The sequence below is a fragment of the Gardnerella phocaeensis genome (assembly GCF_048545075.1).
Taxonomy (GTDB): domain Bacteria; phylum Actinomycetota; class Actinomycetes; order Actinomycetales; family Bifidobacteriaceae; genus Bifidobacterium; species Bifidobacterium vaginale_J.
The window spans coordinates 69,326-89,501 of record NZ_JBKQXS010000002.1 but is presented as its reverse complement, the minus strand read 5'-3'; the positions used below and the strand labels follow the sequence as shown (position 1 = coordinate 89,501).

Annotated in this window: 16 protein-coding genes and 1 tRNA gene; 12 read left to right on the top strand and 5 right to left on the bottom strand. The window is 43.0% G+C overall.

Annotated features, from left to right (window positions below; genetic code table 11):
- Positions 1–62: 62 nt before the first annotated feature.
- Positions 63–959 carry an ATPase gene (locus tag ACJV2T_RS03195; protein ID WP_419399124.1) on the bottom strand — a complete coding sequence of 299 codons (897 nt, stop codon included), beginning with the start codon at positions 957–959 and terminating at the stop codon, positions 63–65.
- Positions 960–1,140: 181 nt separating this feature from the next.
- Positions 1,141–1,216: transfer RNA gene (locus ACJV2T_RS03190), tRNA-Asn, on the bottom strand.
- 206 nt (positions 1,217–1,422) lie between these two features.
- Between ACJV2T_RS03190 and ACJV2T_RS03185 the strand changes: the two genes are divergently transcribed.
- A complete protein-coding gene (locus tag ACJV2T_RS03185; RefSeq protein WP_415683818.1) occupies positions 1,423–2,040 on the top strand; it encodes a M23 family metallopeptidase in 618 nt (205 codons plus the stop codon).
- Positions 2,041–2,182: 142 nt separating this feature from the next.
- Positions 2,183–3,994: an AMP-dependent synthetase/ligase gene (locus ACJV2T_RS03180; protein WP_419399123.1), complete on the top strand. Its 1,812-nt coding sequence runs from the start codon at positions 2,183–2,185 to the stop codon at positions 3,992–3,994.
- 115 nt (positions 3,995–4,109) lie between these two features.
- On the opposite strand, the gene ACJV2T_RS03175 is transcribed toward ACJV2T_RS03180, so the two are convergent.
- The 3 genes from ACJV2T_RS03175 to ACJV2T_RS03165 all read right to left on the bottom strand — a co-directional run bounded on the left by ACJV2T_RS03175 (position 4,110) and on the right by ACJV2T_RS03165 (position 7,307).
- Positions 4,110–5,819, bottom strand: a complete 1,710-nt coding sequence (locus ACJV2T_RS03175; protein WP_419399122.1) for a substrate-binding domain-containing protein — start codon at positions 5,817–5,819, stop codon at positions 4,110–4,112.
- Between the two features lie 123 nt (positions 5,820–5,942).
- Positions 5,943–6,758 carry a fructosamine kinase family protein gene (locus ACJV2T_RS03170; protein ID WP_415689662.1) on the bottom strand — a complete coding sequence of 272 codons (816 nt, stop codon included), beginning with the start codon at positions 6,756–6,758 and terminating at the stop codon, positions 5,943–5,945.
- A gap of 90 nt (positions 6,759–6,848) precedes the next feature.
- On the bottom strand, positions 6,849–7,307 hold the full coding sequence (locus ACJV2T_RS03165; protein WP_415688050.1) for a hypothetical protein: 459 nt from the start codon (positions 7,305–7,307) through the stop codon (positions 6,849–6,851).
- 194 nt (positions 7,308–7,501) lie between these two features.
- Here ACJV2T_RS03165 and leuS point away from each other — a divergent pair, with 194 nt between their 5' ends.
- From leuS to ACJV2T_RS03115, 10 genes are all read left to right on the top strand, one after another.
- Positions 7,502–10,486 carry a leucine--tRNA ligase gene (gene leuS / locus ACJV2T_RS03160; protein WP_419399121.1) on the top strand — a complete coding sequence of 995 codons (2,985 nt, stop codon included), beginning with the start codon at positions 7,502–7,504 and terminating at the stop codon, positions 10,484–10,486.
- 604 nt (positions 10,487–11,090) lie between these two features.
- Positions 11,091–11,879: a ComEA family DNA-binding protein gene (locus ACJV2T_RS03155; protein ID WP_419399120.1), complete on the top strand. Its 789-nt coding sequence runs from the start codon at positions 11,091–11,093 to the stop codon at positions 11,877–11,879.
- Between the two features lie 79 nt (positions 11,880–11,958).
- Positions 11,959–13,596, top strand: a complete 1,638-nt coding sequence (locus tag ACJV2T_RS03150) for a ComEC/Rec2 family competence protein (RefSeq protein WP_419399256.1) — start codon at positions 11,959–11,961, stop codon at positions 13,594–13,596.
- Positions 13,597–13,662: 66 nt separating this feature from the next.
- Positions 13,663–14,691 carry a DNA polymerase III subunit delta gene (gene holA, locus ACJV2T_RS03145; protein ID WP_419399119.1) on the top strand — a complete coding sequence of 343 codons (1,029 nt, stop codon included), beginning with the start codon at positions 13,663–13,665 and terminating at the stop codon, positions 14,689–14,691.
- Positions 14,692–14,802: 111 nt separating this feature from the next.
- Entirely contained in the window at positions 14,803–15,375 is a 573-nt protein-coding gene (tsaE, locus tag ACJV2T_RS03140; protein ID WP_419399118.1) for a tRNA (adenosine(37)-N6)-threonylcarbamoyltransferase complex ATPase subunit type 1 TsaE, read from the top strand.
- Positions 15,376–15,476: 101 nt separating this feature from the next.
- Entirely contained in the window at positions 15,477–16,304 is an 828-nt protein-coding gene (gene tsaB, locus ACJV2T_RS03135; RefSeq protein WP_419399117.1) for a tRNA (adenosine(37)-N6)-threonylcarbamoyltransferase complex dimerization subunit type 1 TsaB, read from the top strand.
- 24 nt (positions 16,305–16,328) lie between these two features.
- Positions 16,329–16,859, top strand: a complete 531-nt coding sequence (gene rimI, locus ACJV2T_RS03130) for a ribosomal protein S18-alanine N-acetyltransferase (RefSeq protein ID WP_419399116.1) — start codon at positions 16,329–16,331, stop codon at positions 16,857–16,859.
- Between the two features lie 20 nt (positions 16,860–16,879).
- Complete coding sequence (gene tsaD / locus ACJV2T_RS03125) at positions 16,880–17,923, top strand: tRNA (adenosine(37)-N6)-threonylcarbamoyltransferase complex transferase subunit TsaD (protein ID WP_419399115.1); 1,044 nt, start codon at positions 16,880–16,882, stop codon at positions 17,921–17,923.
- Between the two features lie 57 nt (positions 17,924–17,980).
- Positions 17,981–19,117, top strand: a complete 1,137-nt coding sequence (locus ACJV2T_RS03120; RefSeq protein WP_419399114.1) for a tRNA (adenine-N1)-methyltransferase — start codon at positions 17,981–17,983, stop codon at positions 19,115–19,117.
- Between the two features lie 9 nt (positions 19,118–19,126).
- Positions 19,127–19,684: a SixA phosphatase family protein gene (locus ACJV2T_RS03115; RefSeq protein ID WP_419399113.1), complete on the top strand. Its 558-nt coding sequence runs from the start codon at positions 19,127–19,129 to the stop codon at positions 19,682–19,684.
- Positions 19,685–20,176 lie beyond the last annotated feature (492 nt).

Below are 20,176 nucleotides of genomic sequence, written 5' to 3'. Positions count from 1 at the left end.
AAAGCTCCCAGCGTATTGCTGGGAGCTTTTATTATTGAGTCAGATAACAGAGGAATTATTTTTTATGGCTGTGTAGTGTTGCTATGATCTGTGATGTCTACACGTGGTTTTTTAGTGGAATCTTCACCATTTTTTTTACCATTATTATTCGGATCTTCTTGACCACTATTTCCTTTATGGTTTCCGTCGCCATCTCCGTCTCCGCTGCCTTTTTTGCCTGATTTTTCGCTTCCCTCACCTTCTCCGTTGGTCTTTTCTTCGTGTTGAGTGCAATTTTTTTTGCACTGTGTATTTTCTGTATTGCTATTTGTTTTAGGCTTTGTTTCAGACTTTGTTTCGGGGTTTGTTTTAGGCTTTGTTTCAGTATTCTGTTTCTTAGTGTTTTGTGTATTCTTCGTCTGCGTTGGCGTTGGATTTGGCTTTGGTGGGACAATATTTGAACGCTGAATTACAATTCCAGTCGATTCATTTATCTCTTGCTTCTTTGTTTCTTCGTCTTGCTTGTCTTTGTCTTTATCTTTTTTGCTATTTTCGTCTAGTAGCGTAACAGCTAATTCGCGCACTCTTTTTGCTTTAACTGCATACCACTCAGAAGCAGCTAAAGCTTCTGCGCTTTTGGAACCAAGTTCTTCAGGTGAATCTGCTGTGCAAGATACTTTATCAGGAACTTTTTCGCTCATGATTTTAGCAAGTTCTTTTGCGTTATCAGAGTCACCTTTTGTGAGGTCCGTTATTACTTTGTCATGCATTAAACTTTTCCACACAGTGTTTGCTTTAGAAACTTGTGCAACTTTTATTTCGCACTGTCTGCGAGCTGCTTTAGTGCGTTCAGTTTGTTTCATGTACCAAAGTGTGCCAACTATGCCAAGAGCTAAAGCTAGTACAACAATTCCCGCTATGAGAATAATGAGCTTTTTCTTTTGGTTCGTTTCAACATTATCGGAGCTATGTTGATTCATGTTTATCCTCTGTTATCTATTGCTACTCAACATTAGCGCATTTGAATACGCAACTTGTTTATATAATACGCCAAAGTGTTTATGTTAGCCACGCTAATTAGTGCTAAACAATTAAGATTTTTCTTGTGAATGCAAGTCGTGATATTTAACGCAAAAAGCCACTGGATAACCAGTGGCTTTATGGCTCCTGCGGCTGGGCTTGAACCAGCGACCATTCGATTAACAGTCGAACGCTCTGCCAACTGAGCTACGCAGGAATATCTTGTGCTCAACTAAGCGCTGTGCACAAGACATTTATATTACACGTAATTTTCAAAGATGCAAATATGGCGTGTTTTGGCGTGTCGAAATAGTGATTATAAGCATATGTTTTATCCACAATGCTTTAAAAGCTTATGATTTTCGCAAATTAGCTGCAAAACTTTTATAAAAGTCATTTTATAAAAATATGGATGGGGAATATATGTGTATTCGCAAAAATTATGAATTATATTACAAAATAGCTGCCTGCTTGGGGATTTTTATAATCTCAGTTATTTTATTAGATGCACTGTTTTTACAATCCGAAATTTCGCAAAATAATCATCGTCTTAAATATTATGTTGCAAAATCTGCTGTGTCATGTTGCCACAAGTGTGCTCTTTCTAAAGGTGATTATAGCGAAAAAACATGCAAGTCAGCTATGCAATGGCCTGTAAAACCTGCGAGAATTGTAAAAGCTTTTAATCCTCCGCCTAAACCCTGGATGGCTGGGCATCGCGGCGTAGATTTAGCTGCAAGCACAGGAACTCCTTTATTTGCGCCTGCAGATGGCGTTATTAGTTTTGCTGGTAAGGTCGCTGGTAAATCAGTTGTGACTATTAGGCATGGTGAACTAACTTCTACTTTTGAGCCTGCTGTAACAAAGTTTAGCGTTGGTGTTTTTGTGAAAAGAGGTCAGAATTTTGCACATGTCGAAGGAGGTTCGGACCATTGCGGTACAACTTGTGTGCAGTGGGGTTTAAAGCGCAAAAATCGCACATATGCTAATCCTGAAGGAATGACTGTTAAGCGCCGCATTGTGCTTAAGCCTGTGGAATAAGAAAAATAATATATTTGTATCGTAGATATTTGTAGATAAATGAACAAAATTTATTACAATCTTGTAGATATTCGCATATGCGAAGGCTTGCAAATCGCGTATAGTAAAGATATACGTCAATTCAGCAGATAGAGGAGCTAATATGCAAGAATATTCTCGTCCACTTGATGAGTCTATTGATATAGATGTTAATGTTTTCTCACTGCTAGAAGAGCGAGCAGAGCGCAATCCTAATGGCTCTTTGGTTGAATACGTTGGAGCTGACGGCGTTTGGAAGTCATATACTGCTGAAGAATTTAAAGATAAGGTAATAGCTGTTGCTAAAGGCTTTATTGCTAGAGGAGTAATGCCTGGTGACGCTGTGTCAATTATTGCTCACACTTCATGGCAGTGGACAGTTCTGGATATGGCTATTATGTCTATAGGCGCATTGACAGTGCCGATTTACGAAACAAGCTCTTCGTTGCAAATACAACATATTGTTCAAGATTCTCAAGTATGTTCAATATTTGTGGAGTCTCCTGAAATGTTGCCAAAAGTAGAAGCTGTTCAGGAAGAATGTCCTACTCTTCACGACGTATATGTAATGAATCGTGGTGCTATCGACGCGTGCATTGAATACGGTAAAGCAGTAACTGATGCTGAATTTTATGAGCGAGTGCATGCTGTTAATGGAAGTGACATAGCAACAATTGTGTACACTTCAGGTTCAACTGGCGAGCCAAAAGGAATTGAGCTGACTCATAGCAATTTTGTTTTTATTGCTAAATCAGGTGTTATTTCTATGCCAGATATTGCTCTAAAAGGCAGCCCTCGTCTTTTGCTGTTCTTGCCTCTTGCGCACGTTTTTGCTAGGTTTATGCAATTGTTCTGCTTCGCTGGAAATATAACTCTTGGTTTGACTAGTAATTTGAAAACTGTATTGTCTGATTTTCAAACTTTTAAACCAACATTTATTCTTGGTGTTCCACGCATTTTTGAGAAGATTTACAATGCTGCTTCTCAAAAAGCAGGCAGGGGAGTAAAAGGTTTTATTTTTGCTTATGCATCTAAGGTTGCTCGCGAATGGTCTCGCGCTCAGCAGTCTAGTTCAATGGTTCCTCCAATGCTTGCTCTTAGCCATTCAATATGTAAAAAATTAGTGTATGCTCCACTGTTGCACGTATTTGGAGGCTCTGTTTCATACGCTATTTCGGGTGGTGCTCCTTTAGATTTGTCGATTGCGCATTTCTTCAATGGAATCGGCTTGCCTCTTCTCGAAGGCTATGGAATGACAGAAACTTGTGCTCCTTCTATGGTGAATCCTACAACAGGTTATCGCATTGGTACCGTTGGTTTGCCTGTAAAGGGTGTATCTGTTGCTATTGCTGACGATGGCGAATTGTGTATTAAGAGTCCTGCAGTGTGCAAAGGCTACCATAATAATCCTGAGCTTACCAAACAACAAATTGTAAACGGCTGGTTGCATACGGGCGACTTTGGTTCTTTAGACGATGACGGTTTTGTGCGTATTACAGGCAGAAAGAAAGATCTTATTATTACTGCTGGCGGTAAGAACTTATCTCCAAATGCGTTAGAAGCTTCATTAATGTCTTCGCCTATTATTTCTCAAGCTGTTGTTATTGGAGACAGGAAGCCGTTCGTTTCAGCAATTATTGCGCTCGATTTATCAGAAGTAAATACTTGGCTTTCTTCGCGTGGTGCATGTCCTGTGCGATCTTTAAAAGAGGCTTCACGTAACGGTATTGTGCGAGCAGAAGTTGAGCGTGCTGTTAGCAAAGCAAATGAGCTAGTTTCTAGAGCTGAATCTATTCGCAAGTTCGAAATAGTTCCAGATGAGTTTACTCAAGCAAACGGTTTGATTACTCCAAGTTTAAAGGCGCGTCGTCAAGTTGTTGTAGAGCGTTATAACGACCTTATCGAACACGTTATTTATGCTCCGCGCAAACGTTAGCTTCGTGTAAAGTCTTGGAATATAGTTTGCGTTACATAGTTTGCGTAACGCAACTCGCGTAACGCAACTTGTATTACGCAACTTGCGTTACGTAACTCGTATTCAAAAATTGTATTTACAAGCCTGCGTCTGCTAATGATATGTAGCCTGGGTCAATTAAAAGCGACTTCAGATTTGTTGCGCTTACTGCCACTAGTTGCTCATTAACAGTAGGGACAGTTTCCCCATGCTCAATTTTTGTTTGCACTGTAGCGATTTTTTTGTCAAGCTTACCGTTTTTGTTTAAAGAATAACAAGTAGCAGTAAGATCCTGAACAATCTTCTTATGATTTTCTATAGATGTCATCCATTGCTTTCCGTTCACAATGTTTGGCATAATATTTTTGTACGCGCCATAACCAGTTATTACTGGCCATTTCTTTGCTTCTGATTCTTCTTCCTCATCTTTTTTCTGCTTTTGTTTTAATTCTTTTTCGGATTTCTTTGCAGAATCTTTTGGAGCAGGAACTGGTCTTTTATTAAGATCTCGTTTTCCTATAAAGTTTCCAATAACGTCCGGCAAATTGAAAGATGGGTTTATGTCTGCTGCGCTTCCTTCATAACCAAGATCGTTTAGTGCTTGTACAGCTTGTAAAGCAATTTGATCATCGAGCGCAATAATTCCATCAACGCGATGCCTTGAATGCGTAAAAAGACTCGTGCTTCTCGTAATTCGTTTTGTTAACTCATTTTTCACAGAGTCAGCTGCATCTGCGTCGAAAGCAACATTTGTCCAGTCTTTTTCGCTACTATTCACATTCAATCTTCCAGAAGTACTTATTAATGTTCCAGAAGCAAAATATGGTCTCAAAACTTTCCAAATTCCATCGAATGCTTCTTCAGCAAAATCATCATTGAATTCTGTTTCGCTATTTGCATGTGTATTGTTTTTAGAGTCATCATCCTCGCTTGTTTCGTCGCTGCCATTTTGTTGGTTGTGATTGTTTGCATTAATATTTTTTTGATTGTGGCATGGCAAAAGAACTTCAATATAGCGTGGATTTTCTTTAGTTGCACGATCTAGAGCTATTTTTTGTACCAGAGTCGTTGCTTGAATTTCGCCAATGGTTCTTGCGTCAGATAAATGGAACATCACATCAGGTTTGAAACCGCTAACACTCCGTGAGAGCATAACAACGTGGATTCCTGCCTTTTTTGCTAGGCTAAGTGATGATGCCAATCGTTTTTCTGCATTAAGCTCATCTTTGGATGATTGAGAATTGTCGTTATTTTGTAAATTTAAGCCTTGAGTATCTGATTTTTGCGTATTTTCAGAATTAGATGCAGGTAATGTTGCATAATCTCCATAGTTATTATTGCCGTTTTTGCTAGTCCATGGAGCTATAACAATTGTCGTTTTGCTTAATTGTTTTTTGATTTTTGAATTTTCAGAAACAGAATTGTGCTTTCCTGAATTATTCTGTTTTGCATTGTTCAATGAGCTTAGCAAATTTACTACATAATCTTGAACATCGCGGCTTTGTTCTGAAAGGCTAGAAGAAGTTTTAGTAGTAATAGAATTATCGTCAAATCCCTTATCTTTTAACGATTTTATTAATTCTGGAACCAATATGTCCCACGTGCTTAAAGGTTTATTGCGTGTTATTGATAATCCATCTGCTGGAGTAAAAACAATAACGTTACCGTGACTCGCCTGTTCTTTATTTTCAGATTTTAAAGAAGTTTTTGTTGAACTTGCGCACGAGCTAACAACAAAAAGCATCGTAACTAATGCTGCCAGCATAACTAAAGAACGATGCATAGTTCTGTTGCACAAACGAATCATAGTAGTGACCTCTCGTTTCGTGGTCTATCTGTTGCTGTCTATATGTGTTCTACTTGTAACTATCTTCTAACATTGTATATAGCTGTGTGCTAAATACTTACGTTGCTATTTTAGTGAGCAAAATTATCTTATAGAACTTTTTATAAGACTTTCGCACATATTACGGTATTCGCTCACGTAACCTCCACCAAAGAACACGCAATGTCCTGCAATAGGGTAGAGCTGCCAAATAATCATGCGCTGCTCAAAACCTGCTTTAAGTGGGTGAACAGACTGATAGCCGTCTAAAATCTGCTTAAAATAGCTGATTCCAAATAGATGAAGCATTGCTAAGTCTTCTTCGCGGTGCCCACCATGTGCTGCAGGGTCGATTAGAACAGCTTCAGTGTGTTCGCCGTCTGAACTTTTAGTCCATAACACGTTTCCACTCCACAAGTCTCCGTGAACTCGAGCAGGCTTATCTTCTGCAGCTTTTCCTAATAAATCAGGCAGCGCATCAATAACTTCGTTTGTAAGATCTAAATCGCCTTTAGTAAGCTCTCCGCGAGCAATACCAAGCTCAACCATAGGACGCAATCGTCCGTCCGCAAGATAGTCAATAACGTTACTCCAAGTGCCAGTTGGCATTTCAACTGGATCGCTTAAAGGTCCAAAATAGCATTTGCCATCGTAGTCTGCTGGTGCTTCACCAAAATATTTTGCACCGTAATCGTGCATATGGGCAAGCGCTGCACCAAACTCAAATGCAGCAATTGGTGTTGCTGAGTGAGTGTCAATGCGCTCAATATTAAGGTAACCGTTTCCCCAATCAAATACTTCAGCCACTCTAGGGCCGCCATATTTATGAGCTTCAGAAAGCCATTTTAAGCCCTTACCTTCGCATTCAAAGAAACGCTCAGGAGCGTATAATCTACTTTTCTTATATACAGCGTTGTTCATAGAAGCCTTCTTAATGTAGTAGCGCATACGAAACATGCGCTACATACTTAATAAAATATTTATTAATAAATTAAATTATTCCCAAACTCACTATTTTACTGAAGTATTAGCACAATCAGATGCTTTGTGTTTAAGTGCAGGGCAGAGCGTTTTTGCAAATTGATAACCAAAAAGTAATCCTGCTAAAAAGAGTGCAGTTCCTAAGCCTGTGTAGAACACTGCAATAAACTGTTCTGGAGCTGCGTTAGTTGCGCGCAAAGCAATTCCGCCTGTCATCATAAAAGCCATAATTATGAAGGACTTTACGTCAAAGAATTTTAGGAAAAACTGCTTTTCTTCAACATAGCCGTTAATTCTTTGAGTATGCTTTTTTACAAGCTTGCCAAAAATTAGGAATTGGAATATGCCAAAAACAAGAATAGACAAAGCATAATTAAGTGGTTGCAAATAATTTTGGTATGCTAGCAACCCAATATTGAGAATATTAAAGCCTGCTGCTGCCCAAACTAAACAAGCAATAAGTAGTAGTGTATTCTTCGGTACTTTCAATTCTTAACCTCTTGTATCAAAAAGTTATTTAATAATAATTTGTTTACTATTGTAATAATTGATTTTATGAAAAAGCTTGTTTGCGTAAATTTATTGCATTAAACAGTAAAACTTTCGTAAAAAGCATATTTTTCTTAACAAAACTTGTAAAAAGTGTTGCGTAATGACGATATTAGACGCTATAGTCCTAGGGTATGAACGACAACGATCAACAGTATGCAACAGCTGACAACAAAGCTACTATTGCTGAGCCAGCTTTTCGTTATAACGCGCAGCTCGCACAAGATATTGAGCAGCGCTGGCAAAAAACCTGGGACGAGCAGGGCACATTCTGGGCTGCTAATGTTAAGGGCAATTTGAAGGATGGCGAAGGCAGGAATGCTGACGGTCGTCCTTCTTTCTTTGCAATGGACATGTTCCCGTATCCTTCCGGCAAAGGCTTGCACGTTGGACATCCTCTTGGATACTTGGCAACGGATGTTGTAAGCCGCTACCATCGCATGAAGGGCGAAAACGTGCTTCACGCAATGGGTTATGACGCTTTTGGTTTGCCAGCAGAACAGTATGCTGTTCAAACTGGTCAGCATCCGCGCATCACCACTGAGGCGAATATTGCTAATATGCGCAGGCAGTTGCACCGCATGGGCTTGAGCTTTGACGATCGTAGGTCTTTTGCGACTATTGACACGAATTATGTGCGTTGGACGCAATGGATTTTCTCGAAGCTTTATGACGCTTGGTATGACACTGATTTTGTGCGCAAAGACGGCGGAAAGGGTTCTGCTCGTCCGATTGCTGAACTTGTTGATGAGTTTAAGAGTGGCAAGCGCGAAATTCCTGGTTTTGCAGGCAAAAAGTGGGAAGAGCTTAATAAAGTAGAGCAAGCAGATGTGTTGAATGATTTCCGCATTGCTTATATTTCTAAATCTCCTGTAAATTGGTGCCCAGGCTTGGGAACCGTACTCGCAAACGAGGAAGTTACTGCAGAAGGTAAGTCTGAGCGCGGAAACTTCCCAGTATTCCAGCGCAACCTTCGCCAGTGGTCCATGCGAATTACCGCTTACGGACACCGCTTGGTAGAAGATTTGAATACTATTGATTGGCCTGAAAAAGTTAAGCTTATGCAGCGCAACTGGATCGGCGAATCTCACGGCGCATCCGTGCATTTTGAAGTGCCATGTGCTGACGGCGAAACTCGCGATTTGGAAGTGTACACTACTCGTCCAGACACGCTTTTTGGCACAACTTTTGCAGTTGTTTCTGTTGATCACCCAATTCTTGAGCATGTTCCAGAAGCTTGGTGTGCGGACGTTCCAGAAAGCTGGAAGGGCGGTTATGCAAGTCTTAAAGAAGGCTTGGCAGAGTATCAAGCTCAAGCTCGCGCGAAGACTGCTAAAGATCGCACGGAAGACGCAGGGGTAAAAACCGGCTTGTTTACGGGTCTTTATGCAATTAATCCTGTAACTGGGGCAAAGCTTCCACTGTTTGCTGCAGACTACGTGCTTATGGGCTACGGCACAGGCGCAATTATGGCAGTTCCTGGCGGCGACCAGCGCGATTACGATTTCGCAAAAGCATTCGGTTTGCCAGTAATTTACACTGTTGAGCCTTTGCCTGATTCCGAAGAAAAGTTGGCGGATTACGAAGGTAAAGCTCCATTTGTTTCTCACGACGGAATTGTTATTAATTCAGCAGTAGAGCATACGCATAAGCTTGGCGATGCTTTGTCTATTAACGGTTTGCGCGTAGACGAAGCTATTAAAAAGGTGACGACTTGGCTTGAAGCTGCAGGCGTAGGAAAAGGTAGAGTTTCTTACCGACTTCGCGACTGGCTGTTCTCTCGCCAGCGCTACTGGGGTGAGCCATTCCCAATCGTTTACGATGAGGACGGTGTTGCTCACTTAGTGCCAGATAGCGAGCTTCCAATTGCATTGCCGGATGTTCCTGACTATCAGCCAAAAACTTACGCTCCAGACGACGCAAATTCTGAGCCTGAAGCACCTTTGAGTCGAAACGAAGATTGGGTAAAAGTTCAGCTCGACCTTGGCGAAGGCGTAAAAACCTACTATCGCGACACCAACACTATGCCAAACTGGGCTGGTTCTTGCTGGTATTACATGCGCTACTTGGATCCAAACGATGCTGAGCATATGGTTGACAGCGATGAATACGACTACTGGATGGGCACAAACCGTCCAGGCAAAGAGCATGTTTCTGGCGGCGTTGACCTTTATGTTGGCGGTGTAGAGCACGCAGTTTTGCACTTGCTTTACTCCAGATTCTGGCATAAGGCGCTTTACGACTTGGGTTACGTGGATTCTGCTGAGCCATTCCATCGCCTGTTTAACCAAGGCATGATTCAGGCTTACGCTTACACGGATGAGCGTGGACAGTACGTTCCTGCTGACGAGGTTGAAGAAGGTGCTTCAAACGGTGCTGGTGAGCCAACCTTTACGTGGCATGGCGAGAGCGTGAACCGCGAGTTCGGCAAAATGGGCAAGAGCTTAAAGAATATTGTGACACCAGACTACATGTATGAAAACTACGGTGCAGATACGTTCCGCTTGTACGAAATGAGCATGGGTCCGCTTTCTGAATCTCGTCCGTGGAATACGCGTAACGTTGTTGGTGGAATGCGATTCTTGCAGCGCTTGTGGCGTAACGTTGTTAACGAAGAAACCGGAGCTTGCGTAGTAACCGACGACGCTTTGGATGATAAGACGCTGAAGATTCTTAACAACACAATTGCAGAAGTGACTGTGGAAATGGAAGCAATGCGTCCAAATACTGCAATTGCTAAGCTGATTGTGCTTAACAACCACTTGACTTCTCTTCCTCACGTGCCTCGCGCAGCTGTTGAGCCGCTGGTTCTTATGTTGTCTCCAATTGCTCCGCATATTTGCGAAGAAATGTGGAGCAAGCTTGGGCATGATAAGTCTATTGCTCACGCAGATTGGCCTGTTGCAGATGCTCGCTACGTTGGTGAGGATACTGTTACTGCCGTTGTGCAAATAAAGGGCAAGGTTCGTGCAAAGCTTGAAGTTGATCCAAATATTGACGCTTCTGAGCTTGAAAAGCTTGCGCTAGAAGCTGTTGCCGATCGCTTGGGCGGTAAGGCTCCGCGCAAGGTGATTGTGAAGGCTCCGAAGATTGTGTCTATTGTGCCTGACGAGAGGTAAAAGTCGGCTTAATTGATGCTGTTTAATTAATGCTGTGTTGCGCGATTTTTCGCGCTTCACAGCATTTTTTTTCGAGGTTTTTGCGTATCGTCTATGAGTTTCTCGGAATCCTCCTCAATGTGGCGCGAGTTTTGGGGGATTTCTCTCCTCGCACGTCCCGTCCTTCGTGCGCTCTGGCTGCTAAAAGAGTTTAGTGTGTTCGCCTTTCTTTAAAGAATGTAGCTTCTCAGTCCTCTTTTAGTGCTCGTAGAGAAATCCCCCAAACTCTGCTTACCAATCGTTAATAACCTCGTTTTATCGCAGAGATTTTTCGATTTTTCTTCTTCGCTTGGCGAATCAGCAGCCTGCGGCTCTGACGTTCGCCGCGCTCAGTGCGAAAAATCTCAAATCTCACCACGTTGGTATTCGTACACTAAAGTCGCTTAATTAAGCTGCGTGGTAGTTTGTGGTTTTTTGTTTGGTGTGGTGTGCGCGGCAGCATTGATGCTAGTGTTCTTGGGCTGTTGAGAATGTTAAGGGTTTTAACCACAGGCGCGGATTTTTGTTGCGAAGTGCTATAAGTTGCCCAATAGTTAAGTTAAGAACTTTAAGAGTTGGGGGATTTATGGAAGACTTTGAGCAGAATTTTGGGCAGAATTATGCGCATAATTTTAGGTTTAATAAGCCTGCGTCTGATTTGCCTCGGAGACGAATTGCAACGTCTTTAGAAGAATTTTCTAACAGCAATTTTGATAAAAATTTTAGTGACGACTATTGCGAAAAAGCTTGTAATTCTTTTGATGAAGAAATTATAAGTAGCAAAACTTCTCCTAGATTTCACATGAAGCCTGTGCATACGCTTGCTTTAATGCTGATACTAGTTGCGGCTCTTTGCGCAAGCCTGACAATGCTCATTTCTCAATCTTTAACATATCAACGAGTTCAGAACGAAAAAGCAGGCGCGTTTGCAATAGAAAACGACGATACTAGTCGCGAAAAGCCTTCTTTTAATAATGTAAAAGATAAGAATAAAAATGATGATGAAGAAAAAAGTGTAAGTAATGAAAGTAATGAAAGCGACGGAAACAGCGGAAGCGACGGAGGTGATGTAAGTAAAGGCAACAACGGCAGTAAAGGCGACAGCGGAAGCAATAAAAGCGACAGTAGCAATAAAAGCGACAGAATCAACGAAGATACTACTTCTAACCAAAGTAACACTGGAAGAATCAATATAAACACTGCAACGCTTGATCAGCTACAAACCTTAAAAGGAATCGGTCCCAAAACTGCTGCGCGCATTATTGCTCAGCGTAAAAGAGTTGGTTATTTTCGCAGTTTAGAAGATTTGATGCAAATTAAAGGAATCGGGCCTAAAACCTTGAATAAATTCCGTGGGAATGTTGACGTCAAATAGGTGAATTATGCGAGAAAACGTAGAGATAGTAGAAAACGTAGAAAAAGTAGAAAACGTTTCTGGAAGTCGTGACTTTCGTATGATTCCTGTCGCTGCAGCGTGCTGGGCTGGGTGCTTAATTGGAAAATTCTTATACGATTTTACTATAATTTATTGCATTTCAATAGTTTTATTCAATGCAACTATAGTTTCGATTTTTATATTTTGCAAAAAATTTAAGTTTTTTATATGGCGCAGAACAGTTTTAGTAATAATAAACGTTTTTGTAGCTGCGTGCATGCTTTCGTACATAACTCAATATGTGATATCTGGTGACGTTATTATGCGAGAAATACGCGGCAATAATCCTACTAAAGCACTGTATTCTCAAGGAAATAATGCCGAGAGCGCGCATTTTGCAGAATTTACAGTAGTTACTCCTGTGCGCTCGTCTAGAAGTTTTAAAGGAGATTGCCAAGCGAATGTTCAAGTGCATAAGTTTGATGCGCAAAAAAGTTACGTTCAAGCGCGACTGTATGCGTATTCGCCAATATGCAAGCAACTTAGCTATGGTTCGAGCCTAAGCGTTCCGGTTAGCGTGAAATCTTCTAGATTTGATAGTAGTAAGCCTGAATTGCACGTAGAAAAAACTCAACGAAACTTGCATGTTTTACAAGACTCAGACTTTTGGCATAAAGCTGTTAGTAATTTGTGGAAATCGTTTTATGACGTAACAAATAAGCTCGATATGCAAGGCAGAATGTTGGTCCCTGGAGTAACTGTTGGCATGCTTGGGCAAGAATATGTGCCAGTAGAGGATGTAAGTTCGTTTGAGCCGGTCGATGAAACTTATGCGAATATGACGCGTCAACATTTTCAACATGCTGGAATCATGCACGTTATGGCAGTTTCAGGTGGACACTTTTTGCTACTTAGTATGATTATTCGCAAGTTTTGCGCACGATTACTGTTGCCTCGTTGGTCTACATCTTTAATACAAATGATGTTTCAAATTGCTTTGGCTGCAATAGTTTACCCTTCTGCATCTGTGCTTCGAGCGTTAATTATGGGAATAATATCCGCAGTTGCATGGTGTTGCAAACGCCCATACCAGTCAGCTAGTGCTTTAAGTTGGACTGTTATAGTCGTGCTGCTAGTAAACCCTTCGTACGCTTGGGATTATGCTTTTGCTCTTTCTTCCGCAGCAACTTTGGGAATTGTTGTTATGGGAGTGCCGATTTCTAAAACGTTTGCAAAATATATGCCATCTTGTGTTGCTTCTGCGCTAGCTATAACGCTTTCTGCACAATTTTGGACTATGCCAGTGCAAATTCTTATGCAACCGGAAGTGTCTTTTATGTCTGTGCCAGCTAATCTAATAGTTGCACCTCTTATGGATTGGGCAACAGTGTGCGGCTTAATTTCGCTAGTTTGTGCGAGCTTTAACGATGGATTATCGCTTATTTTCGCGAGAGCTTCATCAATTGGAACAAGCTTTATGCAAAAGTGCGCGTGTTGGTGCGATGAAGTATCTTTTGGCGTGTTTCCATGGATAAAAGGTGTTGCAGGAGCGTGGGCAATGTTGTGCGCAGAATTTGTGATATTGGCTTTGTTTATGCTAACTTTGCGAGCTTTTCGCAATAAGTATTATGTTCAAAGAGCTAGCATAATTGGTCAACTGTGGTCTGCTTCGGCAAAGCGAACGTTACGAGAAGCAGAGAAAATTTTCGAAGAGTAGCAAACACGCACGCATATTCGAATGCAATATTATGATTGTTAAGAGTTGGTTGGTTTAAGGAGCATTATGGCAGCAAATAATAAGCGCGCGCAACGCGTTATGCCGGTTACGCTGGTAGTTGGAGGTGACGCTTACTTAAACGAGCTTAATGCTCGAAATGTGCGTGAAAAAGTTCAAAAAAGTGCTCCGGATGCTGAAATTATTGAACTCGATGCGTCAACTGCGGATCAGTACGCATTTGACGAAGCTGTAGGTCCTTCGCTTTTCGGCGACGGAACGATTGTAATAATAAATAATTTGCAACAAGCAGACGAGTCTTTAGTAGACGCAATCGAAAATTTCTGCAAACAAGCGCAAAATAGCGAAAATAATGCGCAAAATAGTGAAAATAACGAAAATAATTTTGTAGACTCTTCTGCAACTTGGGTTATTGCACGTCACGAAGGTGGGCTTAAAGGAAAGTCTATTATTACGCGCCTTACGAAAGCTGGCGCAAACACAATTACAGTGCCGGATCTTAAAAAAGACGATGCAAAACTCAACTTTGTTATGAGCATATTTGAGCGTCACAATCGAAGCATTGAGCCTCAAGCAGCACAACGTCTTGTGGCGGTTTTGGGTGGCAAAACAGGCGAGCTTGCAGCATTATGCTCGCAATTATGCTTCGACTATGACGATAATCCAATAACGCTTGATATTGTCGACCGATACTTGATTGCAGATCCGCAAGTTACCGGCTTTTTTGTTGCAGATAAAGCTGTTGCAGGTCATGCAGGTTCTGCTGTGCTTGCAGCAAGAACTGCAATTGCTCAAGGAGTTGACGCCATAGCATTAATAGGTGCTTTGGCTGCAAAAGTACGCGTAATTGCGCTCGCAATGGCGGTTCGTAACGGCACGATTTCTAGTGCTGAAGCGAAAGTAAACCCGTGGGCGCTTAAAATGGCAATGCGTCAGCTTGCTGGCTGGAATAGTGCAGGTGTTTCTCAATGTTTGCAATCTTTAGCTTGGGCGGATGAGCAGTGCAAAGGCGGATCTAGTGACGCGAATTATGCGCTTGAAAAATGTATTATGCTCATTGCGGCTCGAGGAAATTAGAAAGCGTAAATTAAGAATCGTAAATAGGAAACGTAAATAGGAAGCGCAAATAGGAAGCGCAAATTAAAAATCGTAAATTAATAACTGCAAATTAGAAAGATTGTGTTAAGTATGAAAGAAGAAACGGTGTCAGAACAGCAAAAAGTTTGTACTGTGCCTACGGATACTGATATGCGCGAGCTTGGCAAAGCTGTTGCAAAACTAGTTAAAGAAGGCGACGTTTTGCTGCTTTCTGGCCCTCTTGGAGCTGGTAAAACAACGTTTGCGCAAGGTTTTGGAGCAGGTCTTTCAATTAGCGAGCCGATTGTGTCTCCAACTTTTACGATTGCGCGAGAATTGCACGGCACTTTTGCGGATGGCAAGCCTGCGACTTTAATTCACGTTGACGCTTACCGTTTGGGTGGCGAAGATTTTGCTCCGGGTCAAGATACTGTTTCGCGTTTGCTTGACGAGCTTGAATCTTTGGGGCTTGACGAAGCTTTGGAAGAGCCAGGAGATGGCACTGTTGTGCTTATGGAGTGGGGTGAGCAAATGGCTGGAGTGCTTGCTGCTGAGCGCTTAGAGGTTCATATTGCAAGACCTATTGACTCTTCGCAAGCAGACGATTTTACTAGCGATGGCGAGCGAATTGTAACTTTGAAAGCTGTTGGCAAGGATTGGCTTAATCGACTTGCAAAATTGTAACTAGAAATACGCGAGTAAATATCGCAACAAATATCGCAACAAATAAATCAAGTTGTGCTAAGCGAGTAAGCTAGTCTGGTACGTGATTTCGAGGAATAAACATGAGTAATACGCTGATTATTGACACATCATTTGGCTCTACTGTTGGAATTGTGGGCCATGAGCCGATTGTTGAAACCGACTCTCGCACTCACGTGGAGCGTTTGCAAGTAAATATTGCAAAAGTCGTGGAAAATGCGGGGCTTAAGCCTTCGGATATTGATCGCGTGGTTGTGGGAGTAGGTCCTGCTCCTTTTACTGGTCTTCGCGCAGGATTAGTTGCAGCAAAAGCGATTGCGTTTGCAAATAATGCTGAAATTTTGGGTTGCGATAGTCTTCTTCCTCAAAGCCTTATGATGCGTTCAGGAGCGTTTGAAGAAGCTCGCAAAAATGGCGTTATTTGCAAGGATTTGCTACTAGATATTCCGAATGATGCTGATTCTTGCGACTCTACTATTCGTCACTACGTGCTTTCGCTAAACGATGCGCGTCGTCGCCAAGTGTATATGTGTTTATATGACGACGAAGGCAATGCGCTAATCAATATGGATATTGACTATCCGCAAAATGTTGTGACTCGTGTAAACGAGTATTTAGCGAGCGAGAATGGCGAAAATTATTGCGTGGATGTGCTCGGTCACGGTGCTAAAAAGTACGTTGAGGATTGGCGAAATATCGCGCATGTTGGCGTTATTGCAGAAGTTTGCGCGCTTGACTTGGGTGTGCAAGGTTTGCAAATTTTCGAACAGTGCTCTTTGGAATGTGTCAATAAAGATGAGCACGTAAAAGCTGTTGAACCGCTGTATTTGCGCCGTCCGGACGTGTCTGTGCCAAATCCGCTTAAGCATGTGCTTGGCTCTGGCGAAGCGAATAAAGCAAAAGAAAAATAGAAGCGTTTAACGATTTGAGTAATTATGATTGTTGATATAACGCGTTCTAAATTTCCAGCAGTAGTCGAGAATTGCAATATAGTGCCGAAATGCGATTTTACTTGCGATGAGTTAGCGCAAAAAATAGCTCCTATCGAAGCTGATTTGTTTGGCAAAGGCTCATGGAACGAGAGCATGATTTCGCAAGAATTGCAAGCTCCTATGCGCGCGTATTACGCTCAAATCGACGAAAATACGCATACGTTATGCGGGTATGCAGGCTACTGGTTTGACGGCGACGATGCGCAAATAATGACAATCGGCGTTGCGAAAAAATATCAAAGAAAAGGCTTAGCGTCGGAACTTTTATCAACTATGATCAAAACCGCAGAAAAAATTGGTGCCAAACGCATGTTGCTAGAAGTGCGAGTTGACAATGTTCCTGCGCTCGCGTTGTATGAACGCTTTGGTTTTGTGAAAATGGGTTTGCGAAAACGTTACTATCAGCCGGAAGGCGTGGATGCGTACACAATGTGCGCTGATCTAACCGCAAAAAATAACGGAACTGAGGAATAACGAGGAATAACGAGGATAAAATGAGCGAAGCAATCGTATTGGGAATTGAATCAACTTGTGACGAAACTGCCGCAGCTATTGTGCGCGGACGCACGTTGGTATCAAATGTGGTGGCATCTTCAATGCAAGAGCACGCGCGCTACGGTGGTGTGATTCCAGAAATTGCTTCTCGCGCTCACGCCGAAGCTTTCGTGCCGGTTGTTTCTAAAGCTTTAGCAGACGCAAACATGGATTTAAGCGATGTTGACGCGATTGCAGTAAGTGCAGGTCCTGGTTTAGCTGGCTGCTTAGCTGTGGGAGTTTCGGGAGCTAAAGCCTTAGCTTGGGCTGCAAATAAGCCGATTTATGGCATTAATCACGTAATCGGGCATATTGCAGTAACGCAATTGCAATTCGGTGAAGTGCCGGAAGATGTGCTTGCTTTAATTGTTTCCGGCGGTCACACTTCGCTTCTTCACGTGAACGATATTGCTAGAAGTATTGACGTTGTTGGTACGACTTTGGACGATGCTGCAGGCGAGTGCTTCGACAAAGTTGCGCGCTTGCTTGGATTCCCATACCCGGGTGGCCCTCATATTGATAGGCATGGCAGGCTTGGAAATCCGGATACTTTGAAAGTTCCGCAAGGCTTGACGCAAGGTCGTTCCGGCAAAGAGCATCCTTACGATTTCAGCTTCTCGGGCGTAAAAACTGCTGTTGCTCGCTGGGTTGAAGCACGTGAGGCTCAGGGGCTTGAAATTCCAGTTGACGACGTGTGCGCTTCTTTGGCTAATTCTGTAGCGGAAGTGCTTTCACGCAAAGCTATGATGGGATGCGAGCAGTATGGCTCTAAAACGTTGATGATTGGTGGCGGCTTCTCCGCTAATTCGCAGCTTCGTGAGCATTTGTTGGCTTGCGGCAAAGAACATGGAATTGAAGTGCGTTTGCCAGAGCTTAAGCTTTGCACGGATAACGGTGCGATGGTTGCAATGCTCGGCGTGAATTTGGTGGAAGCAGGCGTTCGTCCTTCTGCTCCTGATTTTGCAATCGATTCTGCTATGCCGCTTACAACGGTGAGCTTATAATAGTAGAAATAATAAAAATCGCGCTAAAAAGTCGCTCTAAAATAAGTGAGGTGTTTTGTGCAGTCAGTTAATTCGCGTAGTGGAGTGTTGCGAGTAGGTGAGAAGATTCAGTTCACCGATCGTAAAGGTAAGCGAATTACTGCACAGCTTGTTGCAGGCGGGGTTACGCAAACTGAGCACGGTCTTATTTGTCACGACGACGTGATTGGTCAAAGCGAAGGCGTTGTAATTACTACTGTTAGCGCAAAGCGCGAAACGCAACAAACTATTGTTGATCCTTCTAAATCGTCCAACAAGCCTTGGAAAGCAGCACGCGCTATTGGTGGCTGGGATTATGTAGTTATGCGACCGCGCATGGTTGACTACGTGCTTTCTATGCCTAGAGGCGCGCAAATTATGTATCCGAAAGATATTGCGCAAGTAATCGCTTTAGGAGATATTCGTTCCGGAATGCGCGTTTTGGAGTCGGGTGCAGGCTCCGGTGCTATGAGCTTAAGTCTTTTGGACGCAGTTGGGGAGTGCGGAAAGCTTACGACGATTGAGCTTCGCCCGGATTTTGCGCGAATTGCCGAGTCTAACGCAACTTTGTACTACGGAAAGCGTCCAGAATGGTGGAATTTGCTTACTGGCGATTTTGATTCTGTTGCAAAAACTTTAGACGCGCACAGCGTTGACCGCATTATGCTAGACATGCTTGATCCTTGGAATCGCCTTGAACAAGCGCATCGCGTTATTGTGCCGGGAGGCGTGCTTATTGCGTACGTGACGACTACTACGCAAATGTCTCGAATGGCTGAAGCTTTGCGAGAAAGTGGCGTGTGGACTGAGCCGGAAATTCAGGAAACATTGGAGCGCACGTGGAAAGCGCAAGGCTTGGCGGTGCGCCCGGATCATGCGATGATTGGTCACACTGGATTTTTGATTGTTTCGCGCGCGATGGCAGAAGGTTTTAGCGCTTTGAAGAAGCGCGAGCACGGTACTAAAGATACTGTGAGCGATATTGACGATATGACGGCAGAAGAGCGCGCTGAGCAGTTGGAAGATTTGTCTTTGCGCGATATTTCGGATCGTAAATTGCGTAAAGTTTTGCGCGATTTAGACGTTCAACTTGCGCAATTGCCGCAAGATTCGCAGTCGCAAGATTTGCAAGATTCGCAGTCTGCACAACAATCAGCGCATACTCAAGCTAAGTAGGAGAGCATTATGGCATCACCAATGAAAAAGCTTATGAAGAAAGCACATCGTAGTAAGTACGTTTTGTTGCTGATGCGTCATGCTAAAGCTGAGGCGCCTGAAATGGGCGACGACTGGGGTCGTGGGCTTACCGATAAGGGCTTAAAGCAGGCGAAAATTATGGCAAAAGGCTTGGAATCTTTGAAGCTTGTGCCGGATTATATTGTGTGTTCTAGCGCGAACCGCACTGAGCAAACTTTGAAGCGAATGTTGAAGCGTTTTGGCGATGCGCCTGTGGTTGAGTCGCGCAAAAGTCTTTACGATGGCGGTATGCAGTCGGTTATGACCGAGTTGCAAGCTATTCGAGGCGATGTTCATACGACGATGATTGTGGGTCATGAGCCAACGATGTCGATGGCTGCGCAGTGGCTTTCTTCGCCGGATTCGGATCCGGATGTGCTTGGGGCGATGCGTTTGGGGCTTGCTAATGCGTCGATTGTGGTGCTTGTGTCTGATCGCCCATTCGCGACTTGCGGCTTGCGCGGCGCCACAGCCCTCGCAATCCTCACCCCCAAATCCTTTGCCTAGCTTTGCACCACTGCTCTGCAGACGCTGATTTACTACTGTCAAAAGGACACTAACATCCGTGCTGCTGCACACACAGCATCGAGAATAATACCCCGCTGCGCACCCACCCGTAGCTTAATTTCGTGACTTTAGTTGCACGAATACCAGTGTGGTAGAGATTTGAGATTTTTCGCACTGAGCGCGGCGAACGTTGAGTATTTATTGCATAGTGAACACTAGCATTCATGCTGCTGCACACGCCACACCAGACGCACCCACCACACCAAAAAACACTAGCGGTTTTACTAATAGTGGGAGATAGGAATTGCTTGGTCGAGCAATATAAAAGCGGAACGATAGTAATAATCTTGTTGACGAATACTATTTTTGAAAGAAAGTAACTAAAAAACTAAACTTAACTACGCAACCGCTAAGTCCAAATAAGGTATAAGAGCGGAGCGCTGCGAGACAAGTAATTCCTATCTCACACAGCCACGCAAGAAACCCGCCAGC